This is a genomic window from Chitinophaga sp. (assembly GCF_035564935.1).
GTDB lineage: Bacteria > Bacteroidota > Bacteroidia > Chitinophagales > Chitinophagaceae > Chitinophaga.
The window spans coordinates 1-24,867 of record NZ_DATMTE010000682.1; the positions used below are offsets into that span (position 1 = coordinate 1).

Here is a 24,867-nt window from a genome sequence, read left to right on the forward strand (position 1 = left end):
TTTCGCTGATTACACTGATTAGATTTTGTGGGATTTTAAACTGATTCGGGGAGATAACAGCGGATTTTGTCTGACTCAGGATTTTGATGATTTTGCTGATTACACTGATTTTATTTTAAGAGTTTGAAGATAGTTTGGGAGATAAAATTGGATAGTGAGCTTTTATCTTCGTGAATTATTTATTAATTCCAGTAAAATCTTAAACGGTATCAGTGAACTATCTATAATCCTAAGTCAGAAAAAATCTGCTCCAGGTAATTCGTTGCTATCTCTCAAACTATTTTCAAATTCCAAAAATAAAATCAGTGTAATCAGCAAAATCATCAAAATCCTGAGTCAGACAAAATCCGCTGTTATCTCCCCGAATCAGTTTAAAATCCCACAAAATCTAATCAGTGTAATCAGCGAAATCATCAAAATCCTGAGTCAGACAACATCCGCTCCAGGCAAAATTCGCATGGATTTTCTTACTTTGAGGGGAAAACCGGTTGCACGTATGATCAGGAAGAAAGAAGGCTTTCAGGGCCAGCGGATGATCGTTATTCCACGTAACATCCTGAACAGGAAATGCGCCAGGGAACCCGCACTTATGCCGCTGTATATCACGGATATAGGGTATTACCCCAAAGCGCTGTTCCATCACCGGAAAAGAGCGCAGGGCGCAGAACAGCATATTTTAATCTATTGCCTGGAAGGCAAAGGCAGCATCACACTGAAAAAGGAGGTACATACCATCCAGGCGGGCGACTGCTTCCTGCTGCCAAGAAAATGTGCACATGAATACAGTGCGGATGAAAATGATCCCTGGACTATCTACTGGGCGCATTTCCAGGGGAGCAGTGCAGACGGTATTGTGCAAACCGCTATCAGGGAATGGAAAGGTAACAAAGTGTATCTTCCCCACTCCCCCGACAGGTTACACCAGTTTGAGCGCATCTACCAGCAGCTGCAAAGAGGCTACCGGGAAGAAAACCTGGTATGGTCCAATATGAACTTCTGGTCGTTCCTTTCTTCCTGTATTTACCCCGACCTTACCCAGCAGGGAAAGGCTTTCCGCCAGAACGATGCCATCGACCAGTGCATCGATTATATGAATAATCACCTCGACCAGATGCTTACCCTGCAACAAATGGCGCAGGCAGTAAATCTCTCCCAATCACATTTCTCTTATCTTTTTAAAAACAATACCGGCTTCTCTCCCATCGAATACTTTAACCAGCTGAAAGTGCAGAAGGCTTGCCAGTACCTGCTTTTCACACAATTGCGTATCAAGGAAATCGCCGCCCAGCTTGGCATGGAAGATCCTTATTACTTCTCCCGGATGTTTAGCAGGGTCATGGGTGTATCGCCCAATCAATACAGGGAGAGGAAATCGTAACCGTAAGATAATCCATCATAAACAGCATATCATCTAGCCCCTGTTCCATGCTGCCGGCTTATTTTTACAGACGTCAATGAAAAAACAATGGACCATTTTTCCACGTTGAGGCTCACCGTGAGCCTCACCCTGGCAGCAGGGGCAGGTTTGCTTTTTGCCACCTGCAGCTCCGATAAGAAAGTAGACTTCAGCACCGAGGTAAAACCCGTGCTCAATAAGCATTGTATCAGCTGCCACGGTGGGGTGAAGCAAAGCGGCGGATTTAGTGTATTGTTCAGGGAAGAAGCCCTGGGCGTTACCAAATCCGGCAAGCCCGCCATTATTCCCGGTCACCCGGAGAAAAGCGAATTTATCCGCCGCCTTACCTGTAAAGATCCTAAAGAACGGATGCCGCAGAAAGGCGAACCACTTACCCATGCAGAAATAGATATCCTCACCCGCTGGGTGAAACAGGGCGCAGAATGGGGAGAACACTGGGCGTATGTATCTCCCAAAAATATTCCGGTACCTGATATCGATGTTCCCAATGGCAATGAAATAGACCACTTCATACAGGCAAAACTGAAAGAAGAAGGATTAAAGCCCTCCCCGGAAGCAGATAAAATGACCCTGCTCCGCCGGGTAAGCCTTGACCTCACCGGTTTGCCACCTACCCCTGAAATGGCCAGGCAGTTTACTGCCAGCAACGATCCTGAAGCATATGAAAAATTAGTGGACAGCCTCCTGCAATCACCCCACTATGGTGAACGCTGGGCCGCTATGTGGCTGGACCTTGCCCGCTACTCCGATACCAAAGGATATGAAAGGGATGACAGCCGGAGAATATGGCGCTACCGCGATTGGGTGATCGATGCATTTAATAATGATATGCCATACGATACCTTCACCATTGAGCAACTGGCAGGCGATCTGCTCCCCGATCCTACCCGCGACCAGCTCATTGCCACGGCGTTTAACCGCAATACCATGACCAACGACGAAGGCGGTACCCAGGATGAAGAGTTCCGCACCGCCGCCGTAATGGACCGCGTAAGCACCACCATGGATGTATTCCAGGGCGTTACCATTGCCTGTGTGCAATGCCATAGCCACCCCTACGATCCTTTCCGCTTCGAGGACTATTATAAACTAATGGCCTTCCTCAATAATACCCGCGATGAAGATACCCATATGGAACATCCGAAACTTCGTTTGTACGACAGCGTTAGTACCGGCGAAGTACGGCAGGTGAGCGATTGGGTGGCGCAAAACGGTAACACCCAACAGGTAAAAGAAGTACAGGAATTTTTGAAAGTACTGGAACCAAAAGTACATGCGCATGTAGCAGATAATTATATCAACGGCGCCCTGCTGGATACAAAATATATGGGCATCAGGAACAACGGCAGCTGCCGCCTTCCGCAACAGCACATGGAAGGCAAAACACAACTGCTCATGAACTACTGGACCGGCAGCCAGGGAGGTTCAGTGGAATTTCGCCTCGATAGCCTGAACGGACGCACCATCATTAAACATAACCTGGCGCCCACCAAAGGCCGCCTCGCTATCAGTATGCCGCTCCCGCCTGTAACCGGCACGCATGACGTATACCTTATTTTCCGCAATCCTTCCCTTAGTCCTGCCGACGCTGTGTGCAACGTGGAATGGTTTGCCTACCTGGACGATATTCCCGGTAAAGGAAAACCGGGTTATGATAAGATCAATAACACCTGGTTATCACTCATCAATCAAAACCCTGATGATATCCCGGTAATGATAGAAAACCCGCCGGTAATGGCACGTACCACCAACATTTTTGAACGGGGTAACTGGATGGTAAAAGGCAAAGCAGTAACGCCGGATGTACCGCGTTCCCTAAACCCATTCCCGGCAAAAGCGCCGCGCAACCGCCTCGGGTTTGCCATGTGGCTCACCGATACTAAAAACCCGCTCACCGCCCGTGTAATGGTGAACCGTTTATGGGAACAGGTGTTCGGTACCGGTATCGTGGAAACCATAGAAGATTTCGGTACACAGGGCTTCACCCCGTCGCATCCCGAACTGCTCGATTATCTCGCTTACCAGTTTATGCATAAATACAAGTGGCATATAAAACCACTGCTGCGTGAAATAGTATTGTCCGCCGCCTATAAACAAACTTCTTCCAGCACTCCCGAACTGCAGGAAAAAGACCCGGCTAACCGCCTGCTGGCCAGGGGGCCGCATTTCAGGCTCACAGCCGAAGAAGTAAGGGACCAGGCGCTCACCGTGAGCGGCTTGCTGAACCGCCAGCTGCATGGCCCCAGCATTATGCCCTACCAGCCCGATAATATCTGGCAAACCGTGTGGAGCGGCGCTACCTGGAAAACTGCCGATGACGGCAACCAGTATCGCCGGGCAGTATATGTTTACCAGAAACGGACCAGTCCGTACCCGTCTATGCTCTCCTTCGACGGCAGCAGCCGCGAAGTATGCCTGCAACGGCGTATCCGGACCAACACACCGCTCCAGGCGCTGGTTACGCTCAACGACCCGGTATACGTGGAAACCGCTTCCTCACTGGCAAAACATATGCTGAAAAACGGCGGCAATGACGCCGCAGCGTGTATCCGTTGGGGTTATCAAACGGCCATGTATAAACCACTGCCCGATAATAAATTGAAAGTGCTGCAAACCTTGTATACACAGGCGCTGACGGAATACCGGAAGAAGCCTGCCGATGCAGATAAACTACTGCAGCACAAAGAAAACACACCACAAAAAGCGGAACTGGCAGCACTTACTGTGGTAGCCAACGCTATTATGAACCTGGATGAATTTCTGACTAAATCCTAATGCGGTATGACTAAGCATGCACGACTGATAAAGGAAGCAAATGATCAAACGCTGCGGTACTTCACCCGCCGCCACTTTCTGATGGATTGTGTGAAAGGCCTGGGAGCTGCCGCGTTCAGCTCTTTCCTCGCCAGCTGCGGCAGCAGCAGCAAAACCCTGCTGGACCTGGCAGGAAACCCTATGGCGCCACGGGTGCCACAGTTCCCCGCAAGAGCCAAAAGCGTGATCTACCTGCACATGGCGGGCGCGCCGTCGCAGTTGGAACTGTTCGACTATAAACCGGCCCTCCAGAAATTACATAACCAGCTATGCCCCCAGTCGCTGCTGGAAGGGAAAAAATTTGCCTTCATCCGCGGCGTTCCAAAAATGCTGGGTCCGCAGGCTGTTTTCGCGCAACACGGCGAATCCCGCGCATGGATCTCCGATCACCTGCCGCACTTCACTACCATGGCAGATGAGGTGAGCTTCCTCAAAGCCGTGCAAACAGACCAGTTCAATCACGGCCCCGCGCAGCTGCTCATGCAAACCGGCAGCGCCAGGCTGGGACGCCCCAGCATCGGCTCCTGGGTTACCTATGGCCTTGGCTCTGAAAATGAGAATCTACCCGGTTTCGTAGTACTTACCTCCGGCGGCAAAACACCCGATGCAGGTAAAAGCGTATGGGGCAGCGGTTTCCTCCCCTCCGTGTACCAGGGAGTACAGTGCAGAACCAAAGGAGAACCCGTGCTCTACCTCACCGATCCGGATGGTATGAGCCGCGACCTCCGTAAAGAATCCATCAACGCTATCAACGAAATCAACAAACAGGAATACGCCACCTTCGGCGACCCGGAAACATTATCACGCATCTCCCAGTACGAACTGGCCTACAAAATGCAGATCTCTGTGCCGGAAGTAATGAACATCAACAACGAACCGGATTATATCCACGAAATGTACGGTACGCAGCCAGGCAAAGAATCCTTTGCCAACAATTGCCTGCTGGCACGCAAACTGGTGGAAAAAGGCGTGCGCTTTGTACAGCTGTACGACTGGGGATGGGATAGCCACGGTACCGACGAAAACCTGGCGATTGACTACGGCTTCCGTAACAAATGCCGGGAAATTGACCGTCCTGTTACTGCGTTGCTGAAAGACCTTAAACAACGCGGACTGCTCGATGAAACCCTGGTGATCTGGGGTGGTGAATTTGGCAGAACACCCATGCAGGAAAACAGGGACGGTAAAGAAATGCCTTTCCTGGGCCGCGATCACCACGTGGAAGCATTCACCATGTGGATGGCAGGCGCCGGGATCAAAAAAGGATTTTCCTACGGTGAAACCGATGAAATAGGCTATGCTGCTGTAAAAGGTAAGGTAGCCATCAATGATATTCATGCCACTATACTGCAACAGATGGGCTTTGACCACGAAAAGCTCACCTACCAGTTCCAGGGCCGGCCATTCCGGCTTACAGATACAGGCGGAAAAGTAATTACACCCATACTAAGCTAAAACCTACATGAACAGCAACAGGAGAAATTTTATCAAACAATCAGCCATACTCGGTTCCGCATTATGTATCCCTTCCCTGCCGGCATTTGCCGCGGCAACGCCTGTCAACCCAAAGGAAGGATACCGCCTTATTGTACTGGCCACCAACTGGGGCTATACCGGCAGCATCAACGATTTCTGCGCACAGGCAAAAAAAGCAGGGTACGACGGCCTCGAAATATGGTGGCCCAATGAAACGGCTGCACAACAGGAACTGTTTGCAGCACTGGAACAACACGGGCTTGAAGTAGGGTATCTATGTGCAGGCTACGATAGCGACTATGCGAAACATGCACAACAGTTTGAAACCATGCTGAAAGCGGCTACCAGCCATCATAAGATCAAACCGTTATACATCAACTGCCACTCCGGAAGAGATTATTTTTCCTTTGAACAGAACAGCGCTTTAATAGATATGACCTACCGGATCTCCAAACAATCCGGCATACCGGTGTACCATGAAACACATCGTTCACGGATGCTGTTTGCCGCGCATATTGCCGGTAAATTCATCGATGCAAAACCGGACCTGCGGCTTACCCTCGATATTTCACACTGGTGCAATGTACATGAAACCCTGCTGCAGGACCAGCAGGCCACTGTAACCAAAGCACTGGACCGTGCAGGTCATATACACGCCCGCATTGGGCACCCGGAAGGGCCGCAGGTGAATGATCCCCGCGCGCCGGAATGGGCCAACGCCGTAAAAGCGCACTTCGGCTGGTGGGATCAGATCGTGCAACGCCACCAGGCTGCCGGCAAACCGCTTACCTTCCTCACCGAATTTGGACCGGCCGATTACCTGCCCACGCTGCCATACACGCGGCAACCGGTGGCCGACCAATGGGATATCAATGTATTTATGATGAACCAGCTAAAACAACGTTACAGTAAACCATGAGATTATTGATCAGTAGCGGCAGCTGGAGTATGTTTATCGGACGTTCACATCCTTTACTGGTACACCTGCCTATCGGCATTTTAATTATTGCATTTATACTCACCCTGCTGGCCCGCAGGGAAAAATGGCGGCATGTGCAAAGCGCACTGCCTGCGGTATTACTGGCAGCGGCGCTGTCGGCCATACTCAGCTGTATCACCGGCTACCTCCTTTCACTGGATGGAGGCTATGAAGAAAAGCTGCTGCAAACACATAAGTATCTCGGTATAGGCGTGGCCGTTATCAGCACCGGATTATACCTGCTGGAAAAATACAAACACCGGTTTCCCCGGCTGCAGCTGCCTGCGGCCCTGCTCATGGTATTACTGCTGAGCGCTGCAGGGCATTATGGTGGTAGTCTTACCCATGGCGATGATTACCTCACGCAGGCAATGCCTGCTCCCTTGCAGCGGATCACAGGCATGAACAAAGCAGTGGCTAACACCGCCGCCTATACGAATATTGGCGACGCCCGGTTGTATGAAGACCTGGTGCAGCCCGTATTGGCCAACCGCTGTTATGGCTGCCATAATGAACAAAAACTGAAGGGCGGCCTGCGGCTGGAATCCATTGCCCTTATCCGTAAAGGCGGGGAACATGGCCCGGTGCTGAAAGATAGTTTACCGGAAGAAAGCGAACTATTCAAACGCCTGTTGCTGCCGGAAGAAGACGAACACCGCATGCCGCCTAAAGGCAAACCTTCCGTAACGCCCCAGGAACTGGAACTGCTGCACTGGTGGATCGCCGAAGGCGCCCCCTCCGGCAAAACCGTGAAAGAACTGGAAAAAACACCGCGTATCCTAGCCGTGCTGGAAGGAATGCAGCCGGCTAACCCGCTGGATAAACAGGAATTTGTACCTGAGGAAAGTACCGGCGCTCCCAGCGCACAAAAGATGGCTGCACTGGAAGCAAAAGGTGTAAAAGTGATGCCCGTGGGCACTGGAAGTAACTACCTCACCGTAGATGCCATTAATGCATCGGGGATCAGCGACCGGGATATGGAGCTGCTAACTGCGTTGAAGGAGCAATTGATCTGGGTGGATCTTTCCGGTACCGCCATCACCGACAGCGCATTTGCCGCGCTTGGCCAGCTGAAGAAGCTCACCAGGCTGGATCTGAGGAATACTGCTATCAAAGGCAATGGTTTAAAAGAGCTGGGCAACTGCAGGGAACTCCGATATCTTAATCTCGCCGGAACGGCGGTAAATTCCGAAGGACTGTTATCCCTGCAGCAAAATAAAAAGCTGCAACAGTTGTATGTATATCAGGCCGGTATTACTGCTGCTGCGCTCAGGCAGCTGCAGCAGGCATTGCCAAAGCTGAAGCTGGATACAGGCGGTTACCGTTTACAACAACTGGCATCTGATACCATTATTTATCATAAGGTAAGCGGGTAATGACAGCGGCCATCAAGGCCATCAGCCGTTAAATAGAAATTGCGTACAGTCGTTACCGTTATTCATACGTCTGCGCTGCATTCGCCAGCCGCAATGCAATTTTCTTTGCCAGGGATCTGGGGGACAGCACTTTCATATGTTCCCCGAATCCCAGGATCTCCCGCTCCAGTTCATAGTTCAGTACTACATCAATACTCACTATAGTCCCTTTCTCATCTTCCTTTAATATTTCCTGCGAATGGTGCAGCGGCTTTGTAAGCACATAAGGCGCATGTTTGGGATCAACCTGCAGTACTACTTTATGTACCGGGTCTTTCTCCGTTTTGGTAACGCCTATCAGGTTGTCGTAATACTCATCCAGGGGCGTACCCTCCCAGGCAACGAATGGCTCTTTAGGCAGCTCCTGGATGCTGATGATCCGGTCGAGCGCCAGGGTAGCCAACTGGTGATAATGCTTATTCCGTGTGATCAGGAACCAGCGGTTCCTGTATTCTTTCAGGAGATAGGGATAACAGATAAACTCCCGGGCCTTATTGGCTTTAAAGGATTTATATTCAACCAGCAGGGCCTTCTTATGCAAGATGGCCTGGTAAAGCTGGGTAATATGCGATAACCCCATCAGGCGATGATTGTTTTCCAACTGGATACAGTTAAGGTGCGCATCGGTCGATTTATACAGGTTATTCTCCAGCCGCGCTATCATATCGCTCATATCATCAAAGTAACTGAAGCCGTTGAACTGTTTCAGCACCGCTACTATTTCTTTCATTTTATCCAGGTCCCCATTGTTAATGGGAGCGTTCGTGATGCTGTAGGCCGGATCACTGTATGCGTAATACTTGCGGTCCTTTACTATAATAGGCGCATTATAACCCAGCTTATCACTGCGCATTAACTGGATATCCGCCTGGATGGTGCGCTTGCTCACCCCGCTGCTGATACCTTCAAAATCATACAACACATCCGCTACTTTCTCTATGAGATCTTCCAGCGTCCACTTACGGTACCGGTTACGCAGGCATTCATCAATGGCCTTGTACCGGATCAAAGCCAATTTGTTGATGGACATACTAATTATTTATACAAAGAAACGAAAATACTGCGCACTATACCTGCGTAGTATTTTTTATTTTCTGAAAGATGAAAATTTAAGTATATGATAATCAATATATTAAAATAATTTCAGAAAAAATATTTTAATACGCAGCTATACTGCGCAGATGTACGTGCATCTTTGTTTCATCAGAAGCGGTCAAATAAATGTTACTTCATTCGATTTAAAAGAACATTTGTAATTAACGCAGAAGATGGGAAAGCAGTAGTTCAATGGCTGAACACCGGATCCTGTAGTTTTGAAATTATCTCAAGGGTCAATTAAAACTTACTTCCTGATTCCAATCCGGAGTTGCTGGTTCGAATCCGGCCTGCTTTACGAAATCGAGGTCAATTGTTGCTTACTTCTCTTTTGGTAAAAACAGCAACAAAATTATCTGATTATTAAATACAATTGCAATGGACGCTTTATTAAGAACAGGGTTAAGACAACAGGCTATTTACATTCCTGACACGGTGGTGAACACAGACACGCCGCATATCACACCGGCAGCGGGGATGCTGGTAACCAATCTCGCTAAACTGGGATTCGGCGTTACGGAAGATCTCCTGCATGCGCTGAACCATACCTCGCCTGCCTACCAGGCTACTATACTGGAAGTATTCGGGGAAGTAATGGGGGTTAAGTCCAACTGGACCCCGTTGATAAAAAACTGGCAGGTGCCTACCAACGAGTCGTTCATTGATCACTTTATTACTTACTTCACCAATAAATTCAAAGGTCCGGGCACTACGCTCCGGTGCGGCCATATTATTCCTGCAAATACTTTCCCGTTGGAAAGATATAACGGCTGTCCTTATTGCGGTACGCCGTTTCAATTTGGTGAGCTGGAAAACATAGGTCAGGGCAGCAAGATCCGTGTGCTGGAACGTTGGAACGACGGGCTGGCGGCGAAATACATGGAAGATTTACTGACTTCCAAAACAGCCCTGGATGCTACCCAGGTGGAATCTCTGAAAGCATTAATGCGTATTTTTCCCCTGCCTGCCGTAAAAGTGGGTATGAAAGAAACGCTGATGGCAATAACAGACGTGCTGATCGAAAAAGAGGAAACAGAAAAAGCGGGGAAAATGTTTACCACGCCAACGGATATACTCCGTTACCTGTGGTACAAGCATACCGGCTTCCTGCAGTTGGTGAAACCAGGCACTATCATCAAACGGAAAGAAAAAAACCAGCAGCGGATTCACCCTGACAGCTACCCTTCGGTACAGGCGGCATCCGCAGCAGCGATGCTGAAACTGAAATACAACCGCCGGCAGGGGCTGATGGCGGCCCGGTGGCTGAACAACCTCGATATGGACGTAACAGCCATGTGCGAAATCATGCATCCGCAACGTAACATGTGGGTACGCTTTATCCGCGCCCTACGCCTGCCGGAGTTCAGCAAACGCGAAGGTTTCAGAAAGCTCCGCGAATTGCTGGACCTGTTCTACCGCCAGGATTATACCGTTTGGCAGGGACAGCTGAATCATTACCGTTTACGCTATGATGCTACCAACACATTGCAGCTGCTGCAACAACGCCCTGGCCTGTTTGCCCGCTCGCTGTTTGCCAATATGTTGTGGTTCGGCCCCGAAGCAGTGATCGCTGCCTTTGACAACATCACCGATAAAGTACCGGCCAGGCTGTTGCTGACCTTGCAGATGTACGCAACGTATTACTTCGATAAGTCGGCCACCCGTGCAGTAAAACCTCTGGGCGGCGTGAATAAAAGCATCCCGGCTAATCCTCAGCTGAACCTTTACAGCGATGAACAGGTAAACGAAATGCGACAGGCCGTAACAGGCGTTTGCATCTCCGCAATGAAAAAACGCTTTGCCGCAGTGCCTGCCACTGCCAAAAGCATCTACATTGCGCCGGAGCTGTACAAAATACCATTGTCTATCGGCGACCGCAGCGAACAGGTGCAGGACCTGCCCGGCGCATTAATGGGTACCCGGTTCAATGTGGAAGGCGATAAGATCATCCTGTTCATGCAATGGGGTAAAGGTTTACCTGCCCAGCACCTGGATATGGACCTGAGCTGCCGTATTGCTTACGAAAACGACTGTACGGATCACTGTTCTTTTGCCAACCTGAAAACAACCGGGTGTATCCATAGCGGGGATATCCGTTCCATACCAGACCAGGTAGGTACCGCGGAATATATTGAAATAAACATTCCTGTACTGGCCCAGGCCGGCGCACAGTATGTTACATTTACCTGCAACGCCTACAGCCAGGGAGCCATCTCCATGAACCTGGTTCTGGGATGGATGAACAGCAAACATAAGATGACGGTATCCCACAAAACCGGCGTGGCCTACGACCCATCCTGTGTGGATCATATGGTACGCATCACCGGCGGGTTAACAAAAGGACTGGTATTCGGCGTACTGGACGTGGCAGCCAGGGAAATCATCTGGCTGGAAATGGCCTTCGACGGCCAGGTTATACAAAACCTCAGCACCAGCAATGTACAGGCTATCCTGAAAAAACTGGACAGCAAACTGACCATCGGTCAGCTGCTGGCAGCCAAAGCTGAAGCCCAGCAACTGCAGCCTGCCACCGAAGCAACCGCCGACGAAGTATACAACATGCAATGGGCGCTGAATACCGCCGCCGTTACACAATTACTCATCGATTAATCACTCCTGAAAATCATCATATAATCAGATCAGTGTAATCAGCATAATCAGCGTAATCCTAAGTCATACAACATCCGCTTGTTCGCCGAATGCGAACAGCAGCACGCCCCCGTGCTGCCGTTCGCGTTGTGATTTAACACACTTTTTGCATCCCCCCTCATCAATTTTCTGAAAATGGTGTTATATTCATTCCATTGTCATACATGGATAGAAAGATTTTACTACTACTGCTACTGGTTGCACCTGCTGTAGGGTATGCCCAGCAAACAGATAAGGCAGACTCAACAGTCACAGTTTCAGCGCCCAAAGGATTTTTTGATAACATTAAGTATTATCTCAAGAACACCAATGTAGAAAAGAAAAAGAAAAACCTGGACCTCAGCTTTATCGGGGGCCCTGTTTACACGCCCGAAACCAGCTTCGGGCTGGCCGTAATGATGGCTGCACAATACAAAACAGACAGGAAAGATTCCCTCCTGCCCATCTCCAATGCCGCGATATACGCCTCCGGCGCCCTTACCGGGTTCTATGGCATCGGGATCAGCAATACCACTATATTTCCGCACGACCGGTTCCGCCTGGCCCTCAAGGCATCTTTCAGCTCCAGGCCCAATAAATACTGGGGCATAGGCTATGAGGCCGGCAGCCACAAAGATGACTACACCGAGTACGTACAGCTCACCGAAAAATTACAGGCCGATTTCAGCGTGAACCTGAACGGCAACCTGTTCATGGGCCTCTGCACGCAAATCCAGAACGTACAAACCAAAAAACTTGATACCGCCGGCGGCAAACCCCTGATGACACCGGGAAAAGTGCTCGGCATAGGGGCAGGTCCGTTTATTGTATACGATACACGCGACTTTATTCCGAATGCCTACAAAGGCATGTATGTGCGACTGGGGTACCGCTTCTTCCCCTCTTTCATGGGTAATAAAGCCGTATTTTCGCAACTGGACCTGCAGTTCGACTGGTACAAACAACTCTGGAAAGGCGGGGTACTGGCTACAGATCTCTACGCGGAAGAACGCAGTGGTAATGTTCCCTGGAGCATGCTCGCAGAAGCCGGTGGCTCCAATCGCCTGAGGGGTTATTACGAAGGCCGCTTCCGCGACAAAAACTACCTGGCGGCCCAGGTGGAGCTACGGCAGCGGATCTATAACCGCAGCGGCATAGTGGCCTGGATAGGCGGTGGCAATGTATTCCCCCGCTTTAATGAACTTGAGTTCCGGCAATCGCTCATCAGCTATGGCATCGGCTACCGCTGGGAGTTCAAGAAACGTATCAATATCCGGCTGGATTATGGTATGGGCAAGGATCAATCAGGTTTTTACTTTGGTATTAACGAAGTTTTTTAGGGAGATCTTCTTCCCTACTTCTCCCCTCCCTTATTCCCCTCCATCTGCTTAATAATATTATTCACCTCCGTTTCGGTAGCGCGTAACTTCTCCTGGCAAAACTCAATAAGCACGGCAGCGCGCTTTACCTTCTCCGCCAGCAGGTCTACAGAAACAGCTTCATTCTCTATTTCTGCTGCAATCAGCTGCAGCTCATTATAGGCAGTTTCATATGTCAGTTCCTGGCTCATGTATAGTGTTTTTTTCAGTAATAGTTGCTTCCAGCGATGCATCCTGCAATACCACCCTGATATGGCTTCCGGGCCCCAGGGTAGATGCATCCGGAAGAATTTGCCCGTTCCGGTACACAATGGCAAAACCCCGTTTCAGAATACTGGCGGGGCTCATCAGCCTAAACAGTGAATCGTAGTGCGCTACCTGCCCCCTTTTGCTTTGAATATACAAACGGCTGAAGGAGCGGAAGCGGCCTATCATATTATCGAGGTCATTCAGGCGGTTGGAAACGGTGATACGGGGCTTCGACAACACGGCGTTGGACATGCTCAGCAACTCCCGGTGCCGGTTCAGCAACACGGACTTTGACGTGTGCAGCACCACGTTGTTACTGGCGTGCAGGGCTTCTTTATGATGGGCCAGCAGCGTCCTCGACTGGTTAATGATGGTGCTGTTTAAATATGACAATGCCTGGAAATGCGCGGAAAACAGCTGCTGCGAACGGATCACAATATGCTGCTGCATACTGATCACCGATTCTTCAAACGACCGGTTATGCGCAATGATCAGTTCCGCCGCTTTTGTAGGTGTTTTGGTGGCGGTATGCGCCATCATATCAGTGATAGTTTCATTTTTCTGATGCCCTATCCCGGTGATCACAGGAATAGGAAACTTTGCCACTGCCCTGCCCAGGATAAACGTATCAAAGATCAGGAAATCGGTTTGCGCACCGCCCCCGCGGATGATCACAACGGCATCATACGGCGCCTGGCACTGGTAAATATCTATCAGCCGTTGCTGCACCAGCTCCGCCTTCGTTTCTCCCTGCACCACCGTGAAGTAATTATCGATCTTAAACGTATATCCGAAGTGGTTATGCTCCAGCGTATGCCGGAAATCCTGGTAGCCGGCGGAGTTGCCGGAAGTGATCACTGCCAGCCGCTGGATCACTCCCGGCAGCGGCAACTGGTTGTTGCGGGTAATGTAACGGTCGCCGGACTTCCGTATAAAATCCGCGCATTCGGTAGTGAGCCGCAGCAGCGTTTGTTGTTTCTGCTGTTCCAGCAACCCCACTGTAAAACTGGTATCTATATCCAGCAGTGTGATCTGCAACCCGTGTACCTGGTGGTAACCTACAGCCACTTTCACCAGCACATGAATATCATTCTTAAACTGCTGCCCGGTAACAATTTCGAATTGTTTTATCCGGATAGCGCCGTTTCCCCACGCCGCCGCCGATACTTTGGCTACAATACCACCTGCATTCGCCTCTTTTTCCACCAGGTCAAAATAATGATATCCCTTCTGCTGGTAAAAAGAGTGATTGGTAACATCTGCCACTACCCAATAGGTTTGTTCTGCAAACACCTGTTGAAGTGCCTGCTGGATTTTCCCGGTAAGAACAGATAGCTTTATGAAAGATGGATCGGTCATGGTAGTGAGTAAAGATAAGTAAAACGTTTATTATCCTTTTTTGCTACTTTTAGCCGGTTACAAAAAATGATGGAAACAGGCAGCCGAACGAATACGGCTTTCCAGCGCCACCTGTCGGAAGCCGGCATGGCCATGCGGGTAAAAAGGCTGAAAGCACTGCCGGATAAATTACTGAAGGATAAACGAAAAGAGGGCTTATCTAAAATACCAACCCTCTTTTCTTACAGAAACCGCGACAATTCCCCTGCATCAAACACCCACTCCGGCGTTAACAACTTTCCTGTAAACCCGGCGTTATACCAGGGCGTAGCGCCAGCAGGGTTCTTCAACACATGAATATCCTGTGCAGGCATGTAACTCTGTGCCAGCAGGAATATCCTTTCGCCGGCGGCATTTTGCGCCACATCCATTACAATCACCGCATGGCCCGGAGCGCCCCCTTTTATAAAAACATTCCCCGGCAGTATTTTACGTGTATCCGTTACCGGTAGCAGCTCCTTACTGAGCGATAAAGTACCTGCCCAGGAAAAAACAGTTTCCAGGTAGTTGCTGAAGCAGTCCTGCCCGCTGCAGGGTGCAGCCTTCCGTACTTTTATCAAACGATTTTGTTTCAGTACAAACCTGTATCCTTTCATCCAGCTGGTATAGTCCATCAAGGTACCGTCGGTAGCATGAAAAGCAATTTTATTAAACTGCCTGCTGCTGTACAGGTATTCTGCATACAAACGGATCACGGCGTCCGCGCATTGCTGGAGATCTTTGCTGCCGGTGGAAATATCCAGTACGGCATATTGGGCTTCCTGGTTGTTTTTTAAATGACCGTTATAAAGATATACCCTGTTATCCCGTTTCAATGGGATGGACCGCAGCCAGGCGCCAAAACTGCCGGCCGGTTGCGGAAGGCGTGTAAACCCCGGTGGCAGCGGAAGCGCGCCTACCACCGCCGATGGATATGTTGCATTGGAAAATGGCGGTTCTATGCGGGGAGGGGCCATCGCTGTTGCATCATACTGCCATGCATATACGAAGCTGCCTGCAAAAGTAAGGATCGCTGCCAATAGTACAGTTAATTTCCGGGCATTTATCATAACAACAGATTTCAGGGTAGATGCCCTTTCCGGAATTTTCCATAAAATTATTTTTTCAGCGCCGGCGCAAGTATCCGCTGGATAGTAGCTGTTTTTAATTCCCGGCCAATGAATACCAGTGCAGATGCAGGTACGACAGTTCCCCACTCTCCTGCCGGTTGTATATGCAGGTATTTCCCGGTAGATTGTACCAGCATTCTTTCCCGGCTGTCTTTCACACGGATATATCCTTTGATGCGGTACAACTGGTCGGGATACGCATTGAAATGAAAGTCCAGCACAAACACCAGCATGTTCAGGTCAAACGCTTCCGGCGATTCAAACAGCACCGTATTCACTTTATGCGGATGCTTCACCGGGGTTGGCACAGCAACAGCAGCAGTTATTGGCTTTTCAGGGAATTGTAATGTTTTCAGCGATACGGCGCCATCCTCAGAGGTAGTAATAAATGCCAGTGGGTTCATTTGTTCCAGCTGTTGGGAAAGATAGATCAGCTGCGGTATATCCAGGTGCTTAATTTTATTGATGATGATCACATCGGCGCAGGAAAGTTGTTTGCCTGCTTCGGGTACCTGTTGTAATCTTTCAAAGATATTTTCCGCATCTGCCACGCAAATGGTGCTCACCAATGTATAATGCCGCTGTACCTCCGGCATCAGCAACATGCCGATAATATTGCCCACATCCGCTATACCGGTGGTTTCTATAAACACATGTTCCGGGCGATCTTCCTTTTGCAGGATAGTGCCTAATACTTCCAGCAGATCATTATCCAGCGAACAACAGATACAGCCGCTGGTCAGTTCATACAGCCGGTCTATTTTTTCCGTGATCAGGCTAGCATCGATATTTACTTTCCCAAATTCATTTTCAATAACGATGTTATTGTGCCCGGTAAATTGCTGCAGCAGGCTGTTTAGCACAGTGGTTTTGCCAGCGCCGAGGAACCCTGTTAAAATATACACTTTTACCCGTTCATCTCTTTCCATACTTTCTCTTATAAAAATTTAAAAAATAAATACCCAGTATAATCATTGGAATACTAAGCAACTGTCCCATATTCAGCAGGCGCCCGTTTTCAAAAGCCACCTGGTTTTCCTTCACAAATTCAATCAGGAACCGGGCGCTGAACACGGCGGTCAGCAGCCAGCCAAATAATTGGCCGGGCGCCGGATGTTCCCGGTACAGCCGCCACAGCAATACAAATATGATAACATAGCACAACGCCTCATACAGCTGCGCCGGGTGGCGGGGCAGTGCATCTACCCTCGTAAATACCACAGCCCATGGCAGGCTGGCTGGCTTGCCAATGATTTCAGCATTAAAGAAATTACCGGTGCGGATCAATGCACCCGCCAGCGGTACTACCAGCGCCAGGCGATCCAGCAACCACATGAGCGGCACACGGTAGCGGTAACTGAAAAGTGCGGCGGCGAGCACAATGCCTATAGCGCCGCCGTGACTGGCCAGTCCCTGGTACCCCGTGAAAGTGATCTGACCACCGGAAAAGGTAAATGGCAGGATCATCTCCCAAAAATGCACTTTATAATAAGCCCAGTCGTAAAACAAACAATGCCCCAGACGCGCACCTGCCAGGGTGCCGGCTATGATGTATACCAGCAGGCGGTCCAGCATTTCCCGGGGCCGCCCTTCCTGCCGGAATACATGTAACAACACCATATACGAGGCCGCAAAAGCCAGCATAAAGCCCAAACTATAGTACCGCAGCGCAAAACCGCCAATGCGGAAAATTTCCGGGGAAATGCCCCAATGTAAAAAGAGTATCACAAGCAGGTTTCTTAAACCATACAAACATAATAAAAAAAACAATCTGCAACATAGTTGCATTTACAAATACCAGCCACTACAAATCTCAACCTGAAATTTTACCTTTGCCACATGTCGCTATTTATTACATCATTAAATTCGGGAAGTAACGGGAATTGTTATTACATAGGCAACGACAGGGAAGCTGTGCTGGTAGATGCGGGCATCTCCTGCAGGGAAACGGAGAAGCGGATGGCCCGCCTGGGACTTTCCATGAATAAAGTAAAAGCGATATTTATTTCACACGAACATATTGACCATATCAGGGGCGTTCCCGTGCTGGCGAAAAAATACCGGTTGCCGGTGTATATTACCAACACCACTATGGTACATGGTGGCCTCACGCTGGAGCAACAACTGGTAATGTCATTTAACCCCTATGAACCGGTACAGATTGGCACCCTGTCTGTAACCGCCTTCCCCAAACATCATGATGCCTCTGAACCACACAGTTTTATTGTGGCCGGTAATGCGGTCACCATTGGAGTGTTTACAGATATCGGCGCGCCCTGCGAACATGTGATCCGTCACTTCCAGCAATGCCATGCGGCTTTCCTGGAGGCCAACTACGATGAGGAAATGCTCGATAAAGGCCGGTACCCTTATTACCTGAAAAAACGCATCCGCGGCGGGAAAGGACATTTGTCCAATAAACAGGCGCTGGAAATATTTACTACCCACCGGCCACCGTTTATGACCCATCTCCTGCTGGCGCACCTCTCGCGCGATAACAACAGTCCCACACTGGTGCAGGAACTTTTTGACCAGCACGCTAACGGTACGCACATCGTGGTGGCCTCCCGCTTTGCAGAAACAGCCGTTTACCACATCTCCGTTCAGCATACCTGCGAAGTTCTGCCACAGAATGATTAACCGCTTCTACACCTGTTAGCCGCTTTATACCACCATTTCCCTGTCAATGATGCAATTAGGTTACTGGCATGTTTTATGGCCGGTACATGGTACATCTAAAAAAATTTACCATGGAAAATATAACAGCAAGTGCCACTAATGAGGTATTGAATGACCTGATAGCGATCAACAACGACCGTATTACAGGTTATGAAAAAGCATTAAAGGAATTACAGGAAGATAACACCGATCTGAGGCCGCTTTTTACCGATATGATCGCAGAAAGTCACCAGCTTAGAAATGTCCTCGGTAATGAAGTGCAGGCCAACGGCGGCACAATGGAACCCGGTACTACCACCAGCGGTAAAGTGTACCGCGCCTGGATGGATGTAAAAGCCGTTTTTACGGGCCATGACCGCAAAACGATACTCTCCAATTGCGAAGCAGGCGAAGACGCCGCACAAAGGGCTTACAAAGATGCGATAGAACATGAGGCCCTGCCGGCTTACATCAGGGAATTACTGACACAACAAAAAACCGAACTGAAACGCTCCCACGATAAGATAAAGGCATTGCGGGACCAGGCTAAGTAAAGCAGATAGTATATCATCATCGAATGCAGCAGGAACGTTCCTGCTGCATTTTTATTTGGTACATAAAATAAATACGAATAACTATCTTGCAGGCAAACAATTGCCGACATGGATCACGCATTGCCCGCCTGGTATGATCGCCTCATGAAAAAATACCCGGTTGTAACCCAGGCAGAATGGCAGCTACTGGATAGTATTGCCACCGTAAAACACATAAAAAAGGGAGACACCTTCCTCCGGTATGGCAAAGTTGCCCGGTATTCCGCTTTTGTGATCTCCGGTATGTTTAAATTTTCTATACTTGATGAAGAAGGAAATGAAAAAATAGTGAAGTTCGGCTTCGCCGATGATTTCCTTGCTAACTGTGAAAGCTATAACAGGAAAGCCCCTTCCGCTATCAGCATTGTTGCGGTGGAAGATGCAGTGGTGCTGAGAATAAATATCAAAAAACTGCAACCCCTGTACGACCTGCATATGAACCTGCTGCATGTAAACCTGCAGCTGTACCAGGAACTGCTGGAACAACAATCGGAACACCAGTATATTCTTTCTCTGAAAACGCCGCTGCAACGCTACCGGTTCCTGCTGGAAAGGCGTCCTGCCATCATACAAAAAATATCACTGACCAATATTGCGCGCTACCTGTATACCAGCCGGGAAGCCCTTAGCAGGGCGCGGTTATATCTCCTGGATCAAACCCGCAACTTTTGTGACTGAGATCACAGCTGCGCAATTTTTCCCGTAATAGTTTTGTATCAAAAAAGATATGAAGCAAAGCATGATTCTATTGCACGGGCTTTTTGGCGGACTTAGTAACTGGGAAGGCGTTGTGGCACATTTTCAACCGCATTATGATATTCATATTCCCTCCCTCCCCATCTATGAGGCACATTCCGGCGACCGGCTTGAATACCTTACCAATTTCCTTGATCAATATATCCGTAACGCCGGGCTCCGGCAGGTAATCCTTGTGGGTAATTCACTGGGCGGTCATGTAGCTATCCTCTATACTCACCGCTATCCTTCACAGGTATCCCGGTTGATCCTTACCGGCAGTTCCGGTCTTTATGAAAATACCAGTATGGGCAGTTATCCTAAGCGGGGCAATTATGCATATATACGGGAACGGGTGGCCTATACTTTTTATGATCCCGTTGTAGCCACAGATGCTTTAGTGGCGGAGGTATTCCAAACAACCACAGATGCCCGGAAATGCTATGCCATTGTGAAGATGGCAAAATCTGCGAACCGCAATTACGTAGCAGCTTTGCTACCGGAGATACCCGTAAAAACATTATTGATCTGGGGCATGGAAGACAAAATTACTCCGCCGGATGTAGCCAGGCAATTCATGCATCACTTGCCCCATGCAACATTGATGATGATAGATAAATGCGGCCATGCGCCTATGATGGAGCGTCCGGCAGAGTTTAATCAATTACTGGAAACGTTTCTCAGCGAAGCTTAATGCTTACGTAGTAATAATTTCCGGTAACCTATCCACGCCAGGATACCCGCCAGTACAAAGGGCCACAGCTGGATAAAGAACAGCAGGATGTTGCGGAAAATTTCTGTACCGCCGCGCAGCGCTACCAGCAGCTCTGTGCCAAAACCTGCGCGGGTGAGCCTTTCGGGGTTAACAATCACCTGCTCATCAGTTACCTGCGGCTGGAACAATTGTACCGTGAAAGTGGAATAAGTCACGTCGTCCAGTATGGCGAGGTTATTCATCTGCCGGTCTATAGCGGCATCGCTTTTCTGGTCTTTGTATTCCACCACATCGAGGGTAGTGCCTTTCTTTGCAGGCGTTACTTTACTCATCTGTGTTTCCTGCTGTTCCTGGCGTTCATTCTTCAGCGCGTTCGCCAGGTATTTCAGGGTCATGTCCTGGTCTTTTACCACGCGGTGATCAATAAATTTTGCGGTAGCAGTAAGCTCATACACCACGGAATCAAGATGCGCTACCGGTACTTTCAAGGTGAGGTTAGCAACGGGCGTGTAAAGCTGTACATCCTTTACAGAATCCGCTGAATAAGGCACATTAAAATGCTGTACGCCTTCATTCTGTAAATTACTTTCCACTACAATACCACCCAGGCGTGTAACGAGTTGCTCCATGCGGGAAGTAGCTGCAAATACATTACTGACGCGGCATCGCACGTCGGCCGATTTTACTCTTTTGCGGGAAGCGGATTGAAGATCGGTGATGTCGTTGGAGAAAGAGGTGGAGTCCGCAGTAGCTGCATAGTCCCTCATTTCTTTGTTCATATTTCCCTGGCAGGCACACAGCGCCAGCAGGGGGATACCCAGGTAATAGAGTGAAAAACGCATAACAGGAAATTTAAACCTTTATACACGCAGCCTGGAAAAGGTAACCTTTAGGAAATGTTAAAGTCGCTTTCATTAGTTACATGATAACATCATTTAGTATCTTTAGGTAAGATATAAAACAACATGCCCGTTCTTCCGAAAAAATACCAGACCAGGAAAGCAGAGATCACCGCGGATTTTATCGCCGCAGTGAATGAACATATAGACCAGGTGATGGATGGCCGTATCGACCAGATGTATCATATCCAGGACTTTGCGCGGCAGTTGTATATTCACCCGGTACACCTGAGCAATACTATTAAGCTGCACACCGGCCATGCACCCTGTTATTTTTTTGAGATGAGATTAATGGAAGAAGCCAGGAAGATGCTGCTGGATCAAACACTTACCATTACAAATATTGCTGCGAAACTAACATTCGACAATTCCAATTTCACTAAGTTTTTCAAACGCTTTGAAGGGGTTACTCCTTCCCAATACAGGTTGCAGCATGCAGCATCCTCAGAGGTAACGCTGCAGGTAAATGGGCTTTAAGAAATAATAATTATTCAGGGGTTTGTTATCGAACAGGTCGCCGTCGTCAAAATAAAATCCATTGGTAAACTCCGTTTTTGAGTTGAGTTGTATTTTACCTGTATTGTGTTCCACAATAAAATACACCGGGATGATCACATTATACTTCCCGCTTTTACCAGTAAATTTATTCCATTTGATATCCAGTTCCTGCAACCTGAAGATGCGCGGTTTCAGGTTACCTGCCACATTGGTTGAGCAATCCAGTTTGGTAATAGCGCCGTGATCTATTTCTGCTTTTACGGAGAAAGCAAGACTGGTACTGCCGCTCTTCATGGGAACAAGCGCAGAATCCATAAACCGGCTTAGTAGCTGATATGTATCGCTGAAAGAAGGGGCCTGCTGGGCTTTGGAGCTGATACCGGAATAAAGGATGCCTATGTTGAGGAAAATGATATAGAAACAGTTAAATCTCATAGTATCAGTTTTTCATCAGAAATAACGTTCACGCCTATCCTGTTTTAACTATATAGTTAAGTTACGATTTCTTCTGCCTAAAAAGATCGCAGGGATATAAAAAATTCAAGGCAATTGAAAGGCATGTGGTTGCATATAGCAGGGAAATATTATTTAAGCACAAAAGCGGTTATTGTCTTTCTCCCGGTTGTTTCATCCCGGGAGAAAGACAAGCGGTTCTTTTTACACGCCTGCCGGTTGCGGCGTTACTGCTTTTTTTTTCTTACGATGCGGATAATGCGCAATACCTATTTCCAGGCAGGGTATGGCGGGGATAAGTGAAACAAAAAAGGTGTACCTGATTGGATACACCTTTCATCTTACTAAAACAGTTTTTATTTTATCAGAATTTAACGGCTTTGCCGGTACGAACTGATTCACGTGCCGCTGCCAGGATCTTCACTACAATTACGTTATTGGCCGGTGCATATAACCCGTATGCGGGCATATTCACTTTACCATTCAGCACATCTATCAGGTACCGGAACGGGTCTTCATATACCGGTATATCCGTTGCCGTTATACGGCGCGTTACAGCGGGCGTCCGTTCATTATTACGTTGAACCAGGGTATTTTTATCTGCGGCAATGAGATAGCCTTTATCGCCGTATATTTCCATATCCTTGCGGCTGAAGCTCCAGTTCCAGGAGGCCTGTATGGTGCATTGCACATCGCCGTAATCAACCAGGATGGTAGCGTCATCTTCCACTTTAGGATAAACCTGCGGCTTAAAATGACGGGCCACTGCTGTAACGGAAACGGGCAAACGATTTTTCATAAGTGCCGTCATAAGATTGGCGCCATAGCAACCAAAATCCATCAGCGCGCCGCCGCCGTTCAGTACCGGGTCGGTGAGCCAGTTCAGAAATTCCGGGCCGCAGCCAATTTCTTTTGGCCCCTGGTGACCATCATTTACCGTCACCTTTCTTATTTTCCCCGCGTAGCTGCTGTCTTCCAGGAGCTGGAAGGTTTTAGCCACGGAAGGATACCAGCTGGTTTCATAATCTGTAAGCAATTGTACCTTATTTTTCCGCGCCAGCGACTCCATATATTCAGCATCGGCCACCGTTGTTGCCAACGGCTTTTCCACCATAATATGAATATGCCGGGGCGCTGCGGCCTCTACCACTTCGCGGTGGGCTTTAATGGAGCCAAATGCCAGTACTGCAGTGGGTTTTACTGCATCCAGCATCTTCCCGAGATCGGTATAAAAAAGACGCTCCGGGAGATGGTATTGCCGGGCTCTCAGCCTGGCTACGGCAGTATCCGGCTCATAGATGCCCACAATCTGTATGTCACCTTTATCAGGGCGACCAAGAATAAAAGCCGCATGCCCGTGCGATACACCGGCAACGGCTACACGCAGTGGCTGGGCTATGATGCTACCAAAAATGAGCATCAGCAGGAAAGTAAAAAAAACAGAACGCATCCCCAAAACTAGGAAATATGTGTTGTTTTTAATAACGAAATGATGGACGGTAAATTCCGGGAGATACTACAGGTTCACCGCTATTTTAATCACTACTTTTTTTACCGGCATAGGCGTACTCACCCTGATATTAGGCATATGCAGGTCCGTAGGAAAGAAAATGGCAAACATGCCTTTTTCCAACCGGGAAAAGAACACCGGATGCTCTGCAAACAACTGGTAATCGGCTGTTTCATCGTATGCTTTGGAAGGCGCCTGCTCACCCAGGAAATCATGGCCTATCAGTTCCGAACCGGACACCATGTACTGGATATCGATGTACTTTTTATGCGCTTCCATTTGTTCGGTGGAGGCATCTACGGTATCGTATTCGTTAACGATGGCGAAAATATTAGTTCCGTCAATTTCATACTTCCCCTTCCCGAGACTCACCAGGTCCGTTTGTGCCAGGTATTCAAAAGCCTTGATAAATTTAACGCCAAGGCGATAGTAAAGATGGGCGTTCTGCAGTGTATCCAGTATCATGTGTTATATAAAGGTATTAATCAGGTAGCAAGATACTTTTTTTTCATATACCCGGTCCCGTTTTACTTTTCTGCCTGTTTCTTTAATAAAAGCGGCTGAACCGCTTTTTCCCAGATGGCGTATCCATCTTTATTCATATGCAGCATATCCTGTACAAATAGCTCCCGGCGTGGTTTTCCTGCTTTATCAAGCATCAGGGAGAAGATATCAACGTATCGTATATTTTTTTCTTTGGAGATATAATCCTTGATGAGTGCATTCGACTGCTTCGCTTTTTCGAAGAACTTTTCCCTGGAAGGACTTGGCTTCATGGAAATATATACGATCGGTATTTCCGGTAGCTTACTCCTGATGGTAGTATACAGTATTTTAAACCTTTGCA

Annotated in this window: 22 protein-coding genes, 1 tRNA gene and 1 pseudogene; 13 read left to right on the plus strand and 11 right to left on the minus strand. The window is 48.6% G+C overall.

Annotation, left to right across the window (positions count from 1 at the left end; all coding sequences use genetic code 11):
• Positions 1-496 precede the first annotated feature (496 nt).
• From VN105_RS17540 to VN105_RS17560, 5 genes are all read left to right on the plus strand, one after another.
• Positions 497-1,378 carry an AraC family transcriptional regulator gene (locus tag VN105_RS17540; RefSeq protein ID WP_325642827.1) on the plus strand — a complete coding sequence of 294 codons (882 nt, stop codon included), beginning with the start codon at positions 497-499 and terminating at the stop codon, positions 1,376-1,378.
• An 87-nt stretch (positions 1,379-1,465) separates the two neighbouring features.
• The gene (locus VN105_RS17545) at positions 1,466-4,192 is read left to right on the plus strand and encodes a DUF1553 domain-containing protein (protein WP_325642828.1); all 2,727 of its coding nucleotides are present in this window, start codon (positions 1,466-1,468) and stop codon (positions 4,190-4,192) included.
• A gap of 6 nt (positions 4,193-4,198) precedes the next feature.
• Complete coding sequence (locus VN105_RS17550; protein WP_325642829.1) at positions 4,199-5,686, plus strand: DUF1501 domain-containing protein; 1,488 nt, start codon at positions 4,199-4,201, stop codon at positions 5,684-5,686.
• A gap of 7 nt (positions 5,687-5,693) precedes the next feature.
• Positions 5,694-6,626 carry a sugar phosphate isomerase/epimerase family protein gene (locus VN105_RS17555; RefSeq protein ID WP_325642830.1) on the plus strand — a complete coding sequence of 311 codons (933 nt, stop codon included), beginning with the start codon at positions 5,694-5,696 and terminating at the stop codon, positions 6,624-6,626.
• Positions 6,623-8,062, plus strand: a complete 1,440-nt coding sequence (locus tag VN105_RS17560) for a c-type cytochrome domain-containing protein (RefSeq protein WP_325642831.1) — start codon at positions 6,623-6,625, stop codon at positions 8,060-8,062. The genes VN105_RS17555 and VN105_RS17560 overlap by 4 nt, the downstream gene beginning before the upstream one ends.
• A gap of 58 nt (positions 8,063-8,120) precedes the next feature.
• On the opposite strand, the gene VN105_RS17565 is transcribed toward VN105_RS17560, so the two are convergent.
• On the minus strand, positions 8,121-9,131 hold the full coding sequence (locus VN105_RS17565) for a WYL domain-containing protein (RefSeq protein ID WP_325642832.1): 1,011 nt from the start codon (positions 9,129-9,131) through the stop codon (positions 8,121-8,123).
• A 243-nt stretch (positions 9,132-9,374) separates the two neighbouring features.
• Here VN105_RS17565 and VN105_RS17570 point away from each other — a divergent pair.
• The 3 genes from VN105_RS17570 (at position 9,375) to VN105_RS17580 (ending at position 13,164) form a co-directional block, all read left to right on the plus strand.
• Positions 9,375-9,494: transfer RNA gene (locus VN105_RS17570), tRNA-OTHER, on the plus strand.
• A gap of 80 nt (positions 9,495-9,574) precedes the next feature.
• Complete coding sequence (locus VN105_RS17575) at positions 9,575-11,806, plus strand: hypothetical protein (protein WP_325642833.1); 2,232 nt, start codon at positions 9,575-9,577, stop codon at positions 11,804-11,806.
• 203 nt (positions 11,807-12,009) lie between these two features.
• Positions 12,010-13,164 (plus strand): BamA/TamA family outer membrane protein, encoded by a 1,155-nt coding sequence (locus tag VN105_RS17580; RefSeq protein ID WP_325642834.1) that lies wholly within the window; start codon positions 12,010-12,012, stop codon positions 13,162-13,164.
• A gap of 14 nt (positions 13,165-13,178) precedes the next feature.
• On the opposite strand, the gene xseB is transcribed toward VN105_RS17580, so the two are convergent.
• From xseB to lgt, 5 genes are all read right to left on the minus strand, one after another.
• A complete protein-coding gene (xseB, locus tag VN105_RS17585) occupies positions 13,179-13,394 on the minus strand; it encodes an exodeoxyribonuclease VII small subunit (protein ID WP_325642835.1) in 216 nt (71 codons plus the stop codon).
• A complete protein-coding gene (gene xseA / locus VN105_RS17590; protein WP_325642836.1) occupies positions 13,372-14,811 on the minus strand; it encodes an exodeoxyribonuclease VII large subunit in 1,440 nt (479 codons plus the stop codon). The genes xseB and xseA overlap by 23 nt, the downstream gene beginning before the upstream one ends.
• Positions 14,812-15,032: 221 nt before the next feature.
• Positions 15,033-15,899 carry a DUF4846 domain-containing protein gene (locus VN105_RS17595; protein WP_325642837.1) on the minus strand — a complete coding sequence of 289 codons (867 nt, stop codon included), beginning with the start codon at positions 15,897-15,899 and terminating at the stop codon, positions 15,033-15,035.
• Between the two features lie 47 nt (positions 15,900-15,946).
• On the minus strand, positions 15,947-16,888 hold the full coding sequence (locus VN105_RS17600) for a GTP-binding protein (RefSeq protein ID WP_325642838.1): 942 nt from the start codon (positions 16,886-16,888) through the stop codon (positions 15,947-15,949).
• Positions 16,875-17,687: a prolipoprotein diacylglyceryl transferase gene (gene lgt, locus VN105_RS17605; RefSeq protein WP_325642839.1), complete on the minus strand. Its 813-nt coding sequence runs from the start codon at positions 17,685-17,687 to the stop codon at positions 16,875-16,877. Before lgt ends, VN105_RS17600 begins: the two co-directional genes overlap by 14 nt.
• Before the next feature lie 111 nt (positions 17,688-17,798).
• Here lgt and VN105_RS17610 point away from each other — a divergent pair, with 111 nt between their 5' ends.
• The 4 genes from VN105_RS17610 to VN105_RS17625 all read left to right on the plus strand — a co-directional run bounded on the left by VN105_RS17610 (position 17,799) and on the right by VN105_RS17625 (position 20,639).
• A complete protein-coding gene (locus tag VN105_RS17610) occupies positions 17,799-18,599 on the plus strand; it encodes an MBL fold metallo-hydrolase (protein WP_325642840.1) in 801 nt (266 codons plus the stop codon).
• Positions 18,600-18,709: 110 nt separating this feature from the next.
• The gene (locus VN105_RS17615; RefSeq protein ID WP_325642841.1) at positions 18,710-19,171 is read left to right on the plus strand and encodes a PA2169 family four-helix-bundle protein; all 462 of its coding nucleotides are present in this window, start codon (positions 18,710-18,712) and stop codon (positions 19,169-19,171) included.
• A 108-nt stretch (positions 19,172-19,279) separates the two neighbouring features.
• Positions 19,280-19,888 (plus strand): Crp/Fnr family transcriptional regulator, encoded by a 609-nt coding sequence (locus VN105_RS17620; RefSeq protein WP_325642842.1) that lies wholly within the window; start codon positions 19,280-19,282, stop codon positions 19,886-19,888.
• A gap of 49 nt (positions 19,889-19,937) precedes the next feature.
• The gene (locus VN105_RS17625; protein ID WP_325642843.1) at positions 19,938-20,639 is read left to right on the plus strand and encodes an alpha/beta hydrolase; all 702 of its coding nucleotides are present in this window, start codon (positions 19,938-19,940) and stop codon (positions 20,637-20,639) included.
• Here the strand turns inward: VN105_RS17625 and VN105_RS17630 are convergent.
• On the minus strand, positions 20,636-21,502 hold the full coding sequence (locus tag VN105_RS17630; protein WP_325642844.1) for a DUF4349 domain-containing protein: 867 nt from the start codon (positions 21,500-21,502) through the stop codon (positions 20,636-20,638). The two genes, VN105_RS17625 and VN105_RS17630, sit on opposite strands and share 4 nt — an antisense overlap.
• 123 nt (positions 21,503-21,625) lie before the next feature.
• Here VN105_RS17630 and VN105_RS17635 point away from each other — a divergent pair, with 123 nt between their 5' ends.
• On the plus strand, positions 21,626-22,036 hold the full coding sequence (locus VN105_RS17635; RefSeq protein WP_325642845.1) for an AraC family transcriptional regulator: 411 nt from the start codon (positions 21,626-21,628) through the stop codon (positions 22,034-22,036).
• Here the strand turns inward: VN105_RS17635 and VN105_RS17640 are convergent.
• From VN105_RS17640 to VN105_RS17655, 4 genes and pseudogenes are all read right to left on the minus strand, one after another.
• Positions 22,004-22,492, minus strand: a complete 489-nt coding sequence (locus VN105_RS17640) for a hypothetical protein (RefSeq protein WP_325642846.1) — start codon at positions 22,490-22,492, stop codon at positions 22,004-22,006. The genes VN105_RS17635 and VN105_RS17640 overlap by 33 nt on opposite strands.
• Positions 22,493-22,874: 382 nt before the next feature.
• Positions 22,875-23,960, minus strand: coding sequence for a Gfo/Idh/MocA family oxidoreductase (locus VN105_RS17645; protein ID WP_325642847.1), 1,086 nt, complete (start codon positions 23,958-23,960; stop codon positions 22,875-22,877).
• A 66-nt stretch (positions 23,961-24,026) separates the two neighbouring features.
• Positions 24,027-24,485: a YhcH/YjgK/YiaL family protein gene (locus VN105_RS17650; RefSeq protein WP_325642848.1), complete on the minus strand. Its 459-nt coding sequence runs from the start codon at positions 24,483-24,485 to the stop codon at positions 24,027-24,029.
• Positions 24,486-24,547: 62 nt separating this feature from the next.
• Positions 24,548-24,867 (minus strand): annotated as a pseudogene (locus VN105_RS17655) (GDSL family lipase); the annotation flags it as partial.